The sequence below is a fragment of the Pseudomonas sp. genome, assembly GCF_030150285.1.
Lineage (GTDB): Bacteria > Pseudomonadota > Gammaproteobacteria > Pseudomonadales > Pseudomonadaceae > Aquipseudomonas.
Map to the genome: position 1 here is coordinate 24,935 of NZ_JASLGE010000049.1, position 10,141 is coordinate 35,075.

11 protein-coding genes and 4 tRNA genes are annotated in these 10,141 nt (G+C 60.8%); 7 read left to right on the top strand and 8 right to left on the bottom strand.

All coding sequences use genetic code 11. From position 1 onward, the window contains the following. Positions 1–36: 36 nt before the first annotated feature. From Q1W15_RS11330 to Q1W15_RS11365, 8 genes are read right to left on the bottom strand one after another with little or no spacing between them, the layout of a single operon-like run. Positions 37–948 (bottom strand): zinc ABC transporter substrate-binding protein, encoded by a 912-nt coding sequence (locus Q1W15_RS11330; RefSeq protein WP_300727957.1) that lies wholly within the window; start codon positions 946–948, stop codon positions 37–39. Continuing rightward, positions 945–1,844: a metal ABC transporter permease gene (locus tag Q1W15_RS11335; protein WP_300727960.1), complete on the bottom strand. Its 900-nt coding sequence runs from the start codon at positions 1,842–1,844 to the stop codon at positions 945–947. The genes Q1W15_RS11330 and Q1W15_RS11335 overlap by 4 nt, the downstream gene beginning before the upstream one ends. Then, the gene (locus tag Q1W15_RS11340; protein ID WP_300727963.1) at positions 1,844–2,596 is read right to left on the bottom strand and encodes a metal ABC transporter ATP-binding protein; all 753 of its coding nucleotides are present in this window, start codon (positions 2,594–2,596) and stop codon (positions 1,844–1,846) included. Before Q1W15_RS11340 ends, Q1W15_RS11335 begins: the two co-directional genes overlap by 1 nt. Beyond that, positions 2,593–3,531, bottom strand: coding sequence for a metal ABC transporter substrate-binding protein (locus tag Q1W15_RS11345; RefSeq protein ID WP_300727966.1), 939 nt, complete (start codon positions 3,529–3,531; stop codon positions 2,593–2,595). The genes Q1W15_RS11340 and Q1W15_RS11345 overlap by 4 nt, the downstream gene beginning before the upstream one ends. Positions 3,532–3,565: 34 nt before the next feature. Next, a complete protein-coding gene (locus tag Q1W15_RS11350) occupies positions 3,566–4,120 on the bottom strand; it encodes a DUF6162 family protein (protein ID WP_300727969.1) in 555 nt (184 codons plus the stop codon). Continuing rightward, a complete protein-coding gene (locus Q1W15_RS11355; RefSeq protein WP_300727972.1) occupies positions 4,117–4,461 on the bottom strand; it encodes a hypothetical protein in 345 nt (114 codons plus the stop codon). The genes Q1W15_RS11350 and Q1W15_RS11355 overlap by 4 nt, the downstream gene beginning before the upstream one ends. After that, a complete protein-coding gene (locus tag Q1W15_RS11360) occupies positions 4,458–5,000 on the bottom strand; it encodes a thiamine pyrophosphate-binding protein (RefSeq protein WP_300727974.1) in 543 nt (180 codons plus the stop codon). The genes Q1W15_RS11355 and Q1W15_RS11360 overlap by 4 nt, the downstream gene beginning before the upstream one ends. Next, entirely contained in the window at positions 4,997–6,205 is a 1,209-nt protein-coding gene (locus Q1W15_RS11365) for a PepSY domain-containing protein (RefSeq protein WP_300727977.1), read from the bottom strand. The genes Q1W15_RS11360 and Q1W15_RS11365 overlap by 4 nt, the downstream gene beginning before the upstream one ends. 309 nt (positions 6,206–6,514) lie before the next feature. Here Q1W15_RS11365 and gltX point away from each other — a divergent pair, with 309 nt between their 5' ends. The 7 genes from gltX to Q1W15_RS11400 form a co-directional block, all read left to right on the top strand. Next, positions 6,515–7,996, top strand: a complete 1,482-nt coding sequence (gene gltX, locus Q1W15_RS11370; protein WP_300727980.1) for a glutamate--tRNA ligase — start codon at positions 6,515–6,517, stop codon at positions 7,994–7,996. A 277-nt stretch (positions 7,997–8,273) separates the two neighbouring features. Further along, a tRNA-Ala gene (locus Q1W15_RS11375) sits at positions 8,274–8,349 on the top strand. Between the two features lie 79 nt (positions 8,350–8,428). Further along, a tRNA-Glu gene (locus Q1W15_RS11380) sits at positions 8,429–8,504 on the top strand. 50 nt (positions 8,505–8,554) lie between these two features. Then, positions 8,555–8,630, top strand: a tRNA-Ala gene (locus Q1W15_RS11385). A 77-nt stretch (positions 8,631–8,707) separates the two neighbouring features. Continuing rightward, positions 8,708–8,783 (top strand) — tRNA-Glu (locus tag Q1W15_RS11390). Between the two features lie 151 nt (positions 8,784–8,934). Further along, entirely contained in the window at positions 8,935–9,369 is a 435-nt protein-coding gene (locus Q1W15_RS11395) for a thioesterase family protein (protein ID WP_095041109.1), read from the top strand. Positions 9,370–9,442: 73 nt separating this feature from the next. Continuing rightward, the coding region (locus Q1W15_RS11400) for a tRNA-dihydrouridine synthase (RefSeq protein ID WP_300727993.1) at positions 9,443–10,141 on the top strand (699 nt) is incomplete at its 3' end.

The window sequence follows — 10,141 nt, forward strand, 5'->3', positions numbered from 1 at the left end:
TGTGTCAGTGCGCCAGGCCCGCTGACGCACGTTCACCTAAGCGGCGGGGATCAACACGTTGACGATGGCATCGATAGTGCCCTGCAACTCGGCCACTGGGTCGGCACCGTCGGTGTTGACTACTACCAGTTGACTCCCGGCGGCGGCAATGGCCGCTTTGACGTCGGCAGCGGGCTGGCGATGATCCAGCACGAGGGCCACGTCGTTGTCCTTGAGCGTTTGCGTAAGGGCCTTGAGTGCCTCGGGTGTCCACGGTTCATCCCCGGTATGAGCCACGTCGATACGCTCCAGATTCAGCCCACCGATCAAGTAGTCCAGACGGTCTGACAGGCTGACCACGCTCAGGTTGTCGGCCTTGGCCAGTTGTGCTTCGCTGTCGGCACTGAGTTTGAGCAGGCGCTGTTTGAGGTTGGCCAGGTTGGCCTCGATGGTGGGCTTGGCCTGAGGTGCCAGGCGCACCAGGTCGGCGGCCATCACGTCGGCCATTCGGCCCATGTTATTGCTGGCCAGCCACGGCTGGCTGTTCAGGCCATCGGCGGGTGTGCCCGGTTGCAGCGCGATGCCCGGCAGGCTGCCGTCCACCGGGCGGGCGGCGTCGACTTCAACGATGCGGATATTACTGCGCCGCGCCATCGGGTACAGCGGATCGTCGCTCCATACTGAGCGCAGACCAATGACGGCGTCGGCATGTTCCGCCAGTTTTTGCAGCGCCGGGGCACCCCGTCCGCTGAAGTAAGCGCTTTGGCGGCTGCCGGGCAGGTTGGCGGCTGCCGCACGTTCAAGCGTGACGCCGCTGTCCTTGAGCAACAACTCGCCCAAGCCGTACGTGATCGGCAGGCTGGCCAGGATGCGCACCGGCTGCGGTGCCGGGCTGGCGGCCATAAGTGGAGTGCTGAGCAGGCCGGTCATGGCCACGGCCAGCGTCAGAGTGCGCACAGTCAATTTCATCCAATATTTCCTTTCAGGCTGGGCACCACGCCGCGGGCAATGGCGGCAAAGGCGAAGGCGATACCGGCCACGAGAATGATCGCGGCACCGGACGGAATCGGCAGGTCAAAAACAATGGGCAGCAAAATCCCGCACAGGGTGCTGAAGGTGGCGATCACGACCGAGATCCAGAAAAATCCCTTTAGCGACTGGCTGAGCAAACGCGCCGCCGCCGCCGGGATCACCAGCAGGGCACCGACCAAAATGGCACCGATGACTTTCACGGCCGCCACGGTGATCAGCGTCACCAAAATCACGAACAGGTAATCCAGGGTTTTCACCGCCACCCCGCGCACGGCGGCCAGTTGCGGGTTGAAACTGGCCAGCATGATGCGGTTGTACAGGGGCAGGCTCAGGCCCAGCACCAGCGCGCCGACAATCGACAGCACCAACAGGTCGTTGCCGTTGACGGTCAGCACCGAGCCGAACAGCACGTTTTCAAGAATGTGCACGTTGATCTTGCCCGCCAGAATCAACAGAAGGCTCGCGCCCAATGCCAACGACACCGACAGGAACACCCCGATCAGCGTATCCGGTGCCAGGCCGGTGCGGTTGCGCAGGTAATTGAGCAAAATCCCGAACAGCAAGCAGTAGCCGAACAGGCTGCCATACGGGCCGGTGTAAGGCTCGCCCAACAAAATGCCGATGGCCACGCCGGTCAGCGCGGCGTGCCCCACCGCTTCGGAGAAAAACGCAAAGCGCTTGACCACCACCAGTGTGCCCAGGCCGCCCAGCACCGGGCCGATCAGTAAGCCGGCGAGCAGAGCGTTGACGACAAAACCGTAGGCCAGAATTTCCGGCAGATAACCCGCCGTGGCCCAGCCCTGAATCATCAGGCGGAAGGCTTCATAACTCATCAATCGTTGCTCCCGAGGGCCGCAGGGTGGGTTGAAAACAGGCTCAGTAAACGTTCCGGGCTCAGGGTCTGCTCGGGCGGGCCGTCGAACAGCACGCGGCGGTTGAGCCCGGTGACGCGCTCGGCCAGACGCTTGACCGCAGCCAGGTCGTGCTCGATCCACACCACCGTGACCCCCGCCTGCTGCCAGTGGGCCAGTAACTGCTCAAACACCTGGGCTCCGGCTTCGTCCAGCGCCGACATGGGCTCGTCCAGCACCAACAGGTGCGGGGCCGGGATCAGCCCCTGCGCCAGCAGCACGCGCTGACGCTCGCCCCCGGACAACGCGCCCATGCGCCGCTTGCGCTTGTCCTGCATACCAACCCGTTCCAACGCTTCGCTGATGGCCGGGGCGACCTTGCGTGACAGGCCCAAAAAAGCCGGGCGGCGCTGGCACATGGCAGCCATAAAATCGTCCACTGTCATCGGCAGGCCGCGGTCGAACTCCAGCGCTTGCGGCACGTAGCCGATCAGCCCGGGCTCGCCGGGCCAGGCCAGGCTCAACCGGCCCTGATGCGGCATTTGCCCCAATAATGTCTTGATCAGTGAGCTTTTGCCGCCGCCGTTGGGGCCGACCAGCGCGTGCACGCTGCCGGGGCGAATGTTAAAACTGACGCGGTCCAGAATGGTGGTGCGGCCCAGGGTCAGCGACACTTGCTCAAACGCCACGCCGGGCCCGATACCTGTGCTCGTGATGTGCTCGGCGGCCGTCATGCGCCTGCCTCCTGAATCGCTTTGACCACGGTGTTGAGGTTGCCGGTCATTTCCTTTTCATACTTGTCGGCGCTGTAGTCACCGTAGGAAATGTGCGACAGCGGGTACAGCTTGACCCCCGATTCGCGCTGAATGGTGTCGACGTAAGTGGATGGAAAGTCCATTTCCGAGAAGATGACCTTCACATCCAGTTCGCGCAGTTGGTCGATGGTTTTTTTCAGCTGGCTGGGGCTGGGTTCGATCCCGTGAGCAGGCTCAACCACTGCAGTCACTTCAAGCCCGAACTCGCGCAGCAGGTAGTCATAGGCCGCGTGCACGGTGGCCACACGCAAGTCGGCGTTGGGTGCTTCGGTCAGTTTGGCCAGTGCGTCGGCGCGCATCTGGCGCAGGCGCTTGCCGTAGGCGCGAGCATTGGCGGTGTAGGTCTTGGCGTTGGCCGGGTCGAGTTTGCCCAGTTCGCGTGCAATGTTGTTGACCTGAGCAATGGAGGCGCTGATCGACAGAAACGTGTGCGGGTTCACCACCTTGCCCGCGCCCCGTGCGGCGGTGCCGGTGGCGGCCAGCAGCGGTACGTTCTGGTTGGCTTCGATCACGGCAATACCGGGCTTTTCGCTGGCCTCGATCATGCGATCGGCAAAGTCGTCGTGGCCCACGCCGTTAAGCACGATCACGTCCAACGTGCCGATGCGCTTGATGTCTTCGGCACGGGGCTCGTAGGCATGCGGGTTGAAACCGGCCGGAATCAGCGGCACGACCTCGGCCTTGTCGCCCACGATATTGGCCACGTAGCTGTAGTACGGGTGCAGGGTAATACCGATACGTAAAGGTTTGGCCAGCGGTGCAGGGGCGTCTGCCGATGCCAGAGGGGCGAGGCAAACAGCGAGCAGGCCGGCCAGCAGCAGCGTGCGACGGCGTAAAACAGATGAAATGGACATGGCGAGCAGTCTTCTCTCAGGTAACGCAGTGGGTTCAGTGCCGATGCTGGCGAGTCACCCCGGCATCGAATTGCGCGATCACTTGCTGCCAGCCGTTTTGGCTCAGGGCAGCGTCGCTGATGTCGGCGGGCGTGCTGACGGAGGGGTTACGGTTTAGCCACACGTGCGGCTCAGCCCCCAGGCGCAGCAAAAAAGAGCCCGCCACGTCAGGGTTTGGGCTAATGCCCACATAGGCCTTGTCGCTCAGTAATTGCCAGGCATGATCGCCGCGGCTGACGGAGCTGGCATCGCTGGCAAAGGGTGCGAAGCCCTCCTCGGCCAGTTGTGCCGGGGTGGGTAGCGTGCCGGACTCTTCTTGCAGCAGCTGGATTTCATCCAGTGTGACCCGTAGGTCGGCGTAAATGCCTTGCTCGGCGGCGGTGAGGTCGCGGCGGGCATCCAGTTGGTGGGCCGCCACCGCCGTCACGTCCTGAGCTTCGTGCCGCCAGGCAACGACAGAGCCCGCCACCGCCAGGATCAACAGGCATAACAGCAGCACATACAGGGTTTCGTGCCCGGCACCCGCCGGGCGCACAACGTGAGTACTCATGGTGCCTCGATGTCGGCTTGGTCGATTTCAACGATATGGCCGGGGCCCGCGTCGAACAGCACGTAAAACTCACCGTCGGGGCGCTTGAAGGTCAGGGTCGAGTCCGACCCCAGCTTTCCCGGCACCAGAATGGTTTCGTCGTAGCCGATTACGTCCAGTGTCACGCCGGGGGCACCGCTGCCATCGGAAAAACCGCCGGTGCAGCGAATTTGCCCTTCCTCGACTTCCTTGCACTCACACATCGGGTTGTGTGCCAGTGCCTGGCCGCTGAGGCCCACTAAAGCCAGAAGCCCTATCGCCAGCGCGTGACGGGCAGGGCGGTTGAACAGGTGCGAACTCATGGTTTGCCTCCTTGTTGGGCGAGCCAGGTGAGAGTGGCGGGTGAGGCCTGACTCAGGGGAATGGATGCCTGATGCATGGAGCCGTCCCAGCCTTCCATTGTGATCCACAGCTCGGCGTCGGCCTTGGTGCGCTCCGGTATGGGCAGGGTGGCTCCCATCCGGTACGGCGTGCCGAAGAAGATCACCCCGGCAGCGCGCAGGCTGCGGGGTTTGCCGATGCGTAAGTAGGTGGCCTTGACCTGGTCAGCGCAGCTGTCGCACAGGGCGGCGTTAAAGCTTTTCAGGTAGCCCGCAGGCCCATCCGGGCGCGGTGCTTCGTTGCGCAGTTCGGCCAGTTGCAAGCGCCAGGGGCCGACCTGCAACGTGCCGATCTCGCGCTCGCCCAAGCCACTTTCACCGCGAAACAGCGCCGCATCGGCGAAGTACTTGGGCATGAATCCCAGCGGTACCAATAGCAGCAGAATGTTGATATGGAAGCGCCATTTGAGCCACCAGCGGCCCAGAGGCGAGGCGGGTTGTGCCGTCACTGCCTTGCTCATGTGTTGGCCTCCGACGCGGGCTCAGGGTGGGTGGTGGTCCGCGATTTGATGGCCGGGCGCTCGGGTTTGTTGCTGCGTTTAAGGGCGTGGGCGGTGGCCAGCGCGGTGCGCTTGGTCCAGATCAGCAAGCCGCTCAACACCATCATGCTCAGCACCAGGCCGAAGAAGAACCAGATGAGCTTGACCCACAGCCCGCCGAAGTCTCCGGTGTGCAGAGGGCGCATCGATTCGGTGACGAGCTCCAGGCCCGAGCGGTCGGCAATCATGCGCGAGCCTTCGATGACACCGTTGTAGGGGTTGATGTCGGCGGTCTGGAACAGCAGGGGGTACCAGCCCGGGCCGCCCACTGAAATATGCCCGTAAGCGTTGCTGGGCAGGCTGACGAAAGAAGCATCCAGGCCGGGGATTTTCTCGGCTGCAATGGCCACCGCCTTGTCCAGGCTGATCTGTGGTGCAGGCTGGCCGTCGGGCATGATCGGCACATCTTGGCGGGCCACCACCGGTGGGTTGCCCCGCGTCGAGATCGAAATCTGGTTATCCGCCAGGATGGCCTGAATCAGGAACCACAGACCGGTGATGGAAATGACGGCGATAAACCAGATCGACCAGACCCCGCACAAACGGTGAAAGTCGCCCCAAAAAATCCGCGCGCCGTGTTTGAAGCGCAGGTTAGGCTTGAAGAAGCCTTTCCAGAATTTTTTGTAGACCACCAGCCCGGTAATCAGTGAGCCCAGCAGCGGCAAGCCCAGGATGGACACCAGGTACCAGCCCCAGCTGTAACCATTAGTGAACGGCACCAGCCACCAGCCGTGAAGGGCGCGGGTAAAGGCCTTGAAGTTGAAACTGGGGCTTTCACCTTGAATGGCCCCGGTGTAGGGGTTGATATACAGCGCCGGCGAGCGGCCATCCGGGTAAACAACATCGGCCACCAGCGCAAAATGCGCTTCGTCCGGGCGGCTGATGGACTCGACGGCGAGTTGCGGCTGGGCAGCATGAATAGCGGTGAGCACCTGCTCATAGGTGAGCAATGGCGCATCATCCGACGGTTTGCTGGCGCGGGCTTCCGGGGTGGCCAGCCACACGATTTCCTGGCTGACCACGGCCAAGGTGCCGGTCACACACACAATCAGCACAAAGAACCAAATGGGCAGGGTTAGCCAGCTGTGCACCAGAAACCAGAGTTTTGAACGGGATTTTTTGGACATGGGAAACGGCAAACTCGCGGTTGAGCGGGTGTTAATCGCCAGTGAGAAGCGATTGCTTATCCATGTAGGACGTATGAGAAGTACAAAACCCGAAGGTCTAGATGTAATAAATTGTTTCTATCTACTCATTCCCGGTGTCATTCAAGCGCGGGCGCTCACCCCGTCAGCGCTGTTCTTTATTAACGAACCCGTGCTGTGGAAATTTAATGGGCGTTCGTTAACGGCGTCAGGTCGAGTCCCGTGCTGGAGCCAAGCCGGGTCGGCCTGTTACCATTCGCCCTTTGTTTTATCTCTACTTCGAGACCGCCCATGACCACCGTTCGCACGCGCATTGCGCCATCGCCCACCGGCGACCCCCACGTCGGCACCGCTTATATCGCTTTGTTCAACTACTGCTTTGCCAAGCAGCATGGCGGCGAGTTCATCCTGCGGATCGAAGACACCGACCAGTTGCGTTCGACCCGCGAGTCCGAGCAGCAGATCTACGACGCCCTGCGCTGGTTGGGTATCACCTGGAGCGAAGGCCCGGACGTGGGGGGGCCGCACGGTCCATACCGTCAAAGCGAGCGCAGTGACATCTACAAGCAGTACACCCAGCAATTGGTTGATATGGGTCACGCCTTCCCGTGCTTCTGCACGTCTGAAGAGCTGGACCAGATGCGCGCCGAGCAAATGGCCAAGGGTGAAACCCCGCGCTACGACGGCCGTGCATTGCTGCTGTCCAAGGAAGAAGTGGCACAGCGTCTGGCCGCAGGCGAGCCTCACGTGATCCGCATGAAAGTGCCGACCGAAGGTGTGTGCGTGGTGCCGGACCTGCTGCGTGGTGATGTCGAGATTCCGTGGGACCGCATGGACATGCAGGTGCTGATGAAGACCGACGGCTTGCCGACGTACTTCCTGGCTAACGTGGTCGACGACCATCTGATGGGCATCACCCACGTGCTGCGCGGCGAAGAATGGCTGCCCTCGGCACCCAAGCTGATCCTGCTGTATGAGTATTTTGGTTGGGAGCAGCCGCAACTGTGCTACATGCCGCTGCTGCGTAACCCCGACAAGAGCAAGTTGTCCAAGCGCAAGAACCCCACCTCGGTCACGTTCTACGAGCGCATGGGCTTTATGCCCGAAGCGATGCTCAACTACTTGGGCCGCATGGGCTGGTCGATGCCGGACGAGCGTGAGAAGTTCTCGCTGCAGGAAATGGTCGACAACTTTGACCTGAGCCGTGTATCGCTGGGCGGGCCGATTTTCGATATCGAAAAACTGTCATGGCTGAACGGTCAATGGCTGCGTGACCTGCCGCTGGACGAGTTCGCCCGTCGCGTTCAGGAATGGGCGTTGAACCCTGAATACATGATGAAGATTGCGCCGCTGGTACAGGGCCGGGTAGAGACCTTCAGCCAGATCGCGCCGCTGGCCGGGTTCTTCTTCTCAGGCGGCTTGCCACTGGATGCCAAGTTGTTTGAACACAAGAAACTGTCCGGTGATCAGGTACGTCAACTGATGCAACTGATCCTGTGGAAGCTCGAAAGCCTGCGTCAGTGGGAAAAGGACGCCATCACTGGCTGTATTCAAGCTGTGGTCGAGTCCCTTGAACTGAAGCTGCGCGATGCCATGCCGTTGATGTTTGCTTCGATCACAGGGCAGGCCAGTTCGGTGTCGGTGTTGGACGCGATGGAGATTTTGGGGCCGGACCTTACGCGTTTCCGCTTGCGTCAGGCGCTGGATCTGTTGGGCGGCGTGTCCAAGAAAGAAAATAAAGAGTGGGAAAAGCTGTTCAACGCTATGGCTTGATTCGCGTTTATTTGTAGTCGCTGCCGCAGGCTGCGAGAGGATCCAAAGGGCCTTTGCTTTCTGATTCAGAACAGCAGGGCTGCTACGCAGGCCAACGCAGCCTGTGGCAGCGACTACATTTTTCGTCAGCGCGCCCCCGTGTTTTCGGGGTTTTAAGGGTAAGTGGTTGTTCTCTCGACAGATTTTTTTAAAAAACTTTGAAAATATGTTTGACAGCCTACCGATCCAGTCTTAATATGCGCCCCGTCCACACAGCAACATGCAACACTGACTGTTTGGGGCTATAGCTCAGCTGGGAGAGCGCTTGCATGGCATGCAAGAGGTCAACGGTTCGATCCCGTTTAGCTCCACCAAATTTACAGTTCAATGCTTGGCCACACCGGTATTGAATCGATCAGCACTCAGCGCTGGTCAGTTGTACAGAAGGTTTATGTCCCCTTCGTCTAGTGGCCTAGGACACCGCCCTTTCACGGCGGTAACAGGGGTTCGAGTCCCCTAGGGGACGCCAGTTTCACAGAAGCATCACTTCGGTGTTGCTCCGCCGCCAGGCGAAAAATCGGGGCTATAGCTCAGCTGGGAGAGCGCTTGCATGGCATGCAAGAGGTCAACGGTTCGATCCCGTTTAGCTCCACCAATTTACAGTTCAACGCCAGGCCACACTGGCGTTGAATCGATTAGCACACAGTGCTGATCACTGTTAGAAGGGTTTGTGTCCCCTTCGTCTAGTGGCCTAGGACACCGCCCTTTCACGGCGGTAACAGGGGTTCGAGTCCCCTAGGGGACGCCACGATTACCCGCTTTGCGGGATTTATAAGGGTCATTCGATTATTGAATGGCCCTTTTGTTTGTCTGCAGTTTTTTAATTCCTGCTCTTCAACCTTCCCGTCGCCCCCTCTGCGTTACACTGCGCTCCTTATTTATGTACAGGGAGACAAGGCATGAGTTGGGATTTGGCAGCACCGTTCATCATTGACCTGCAGGTGCAGGCTGAAGACATCGACGGGTTTGGCCATGCCAATAACGCAGCCTATGTGGTCTGGCTCGAACGCTGTGCCTGGCGCCATTCGCAGCGCCTGGGGCTGGATCTCACCGAGTACCGTCGCCTCGACCGCGCTATGGCCGTTTCCCGCCATGAGATCGACTATCTGGCCAGCGCCTATGAAGGCGACGAACTGCAACTGGCCACCTGGATTGTCGATTGCGACCAGCGCCTGCGCATGACCCGCCACTTTCAGCTGGTACGCCCCAGCGACGGGGTCACCCTGTTGCGTGCGCAAACCACCTTTGTCTGCATCGAGCTGTCCACCGGCAAGGCCAGGCGCCTGCCTGCCGAGTTTCTCGAAGGTTACGGCCCGGCTGTCGTGACGGCCTGAGTCTGAGCCCTTGCACATACCGATTGCCTGCAGAACCGCGTAAACTGCCGCACGTTTTTCATGAGAGTCACCCATGCAAATTGCTTTGGCGCCGATGGAGGGGTTGGTCGACAACATCCTGCGTGATGTCCTGACCCGCACCGGCGGTATTGATTGGTGTGTGACCGAATTTATTCGGGTTACTGAGCGGCTGCTCCCCGAAGCCTATATCCACAAATTCGCCCCTGAGCTGCAGCATGGCGCTAAAACCCGTGCTGGCGTGCCCCTGCGCGTGCAGTTGCTGGGTTCCGACCCGGCGTGCCTGGCCGACAACGCGGCGCTGGCGGTGGAGCTGGGCAGCGGGGTGATCGACCTCAACTTTGGCTGCCCGGCCAAGACCGTAAACAAGTCCCGTGGCGGGGCAGTGCTGCTCAAGGAGCCTGAACTGCTGCACGCCATTTTGCTGCAAGTGCGCCGCACCGTGCCTGCGCATATCCCGGTCACCGCCAAAATGCGCCTGGGCTTCGATACGCCGGACAGCGCCAACGAGTGCGCGATTGCCCTGGCCGAGGGCGGCGCCAGCCAGATCGTGGTGCATGCGCGGACCAAGATGGATGGCTACAAGCCACCTGCGCATTGGGAATACATCGCCCAGGTGCAGGAAGCGGTCAAGGTGCCGGTGTTTGCCAACGGTGATATCTGGTCGGTTGAAGACTGGCGCCGATGCCGCGAAATCAGCGGGGCCGAAGACATCATGCTGGGCCGTGGGCTGGTGTCGCGGCCTGATCTGGCC

Bases quoted from the DNA above. Each gene is read 5' to 3' on its own strand.
- Q1W15_RS11330 (WP_300727957.1), bottom strand. From the start codon at position 948: ATGAAATTGACTGTGCGCACTCTGACGCTGGCCGTGGCCATGACCGGC.
- Q1W15_RS11335 (WP_300727960.1), bottom strand. From the start codon at position 1,844: ATGAGTTATGAAGCCTTCCGCCTGATGATTCAGGGCTGGGCCACGGCG.
- Q1W15_RS11340 (WP_300727963.1), bottom strand. From the start codon at position 2,596: ATGACGGCCGCCGAGCACATCACGAGCACAGGTATCGGGCCCGGCGTG.
- Q1W15_RS11345 (WP_300727966.1), bottom strand. From the start codon at position 3,531: ATGTCCATTTCATCTGTTTTACGCCGTCGCACGCTGCTGCTGGCCGGC.
- Q1W15_RS11350 (WP_300727969.1), bottom strand. From the start codon at position 4,120: ATGAGTACTCACGTTGTGCGCCCGGCGGGTGCCGGGCACGAAACCCTG.
- Q1W15_RS11355 (WP_300727972.1), bottom strand. From the start codon at position 4,461: ATGAGTTCGCACCTGTTCAACCGCCCTGCCCGTCACGCGCTGGCGATA.
- Q1W15_RS11360 (WP_300727974.1), bottom strand. From the start codon at position 5,000: ATGAGCAAGGCAGTGACGGCACAACCCGCCTCGCCTCTGGGCCGCTGG.
- Q1W15_RS11365 (WP_300727977.1), bottom strand. From the start codon at position 6,205: ATGTCCAAAAAATCCCGTTCAAAACTCTGGTTTCTGGTGCACAGCTGG.
- gltX (WP_300727980.1), top strand. From the start codon at position 6,515: ATGACCACCGTTCGCACGCGCATTGCGCCATCGCCCACCGGCGACCCC.
- Q1W15_RS11395 (WP_095041109.1), top strand. From the start codon at position 8,935: ATGAGTTGGGATTTGGCAGCACCGTTCATCATTGACCTGCAGGTGCAG.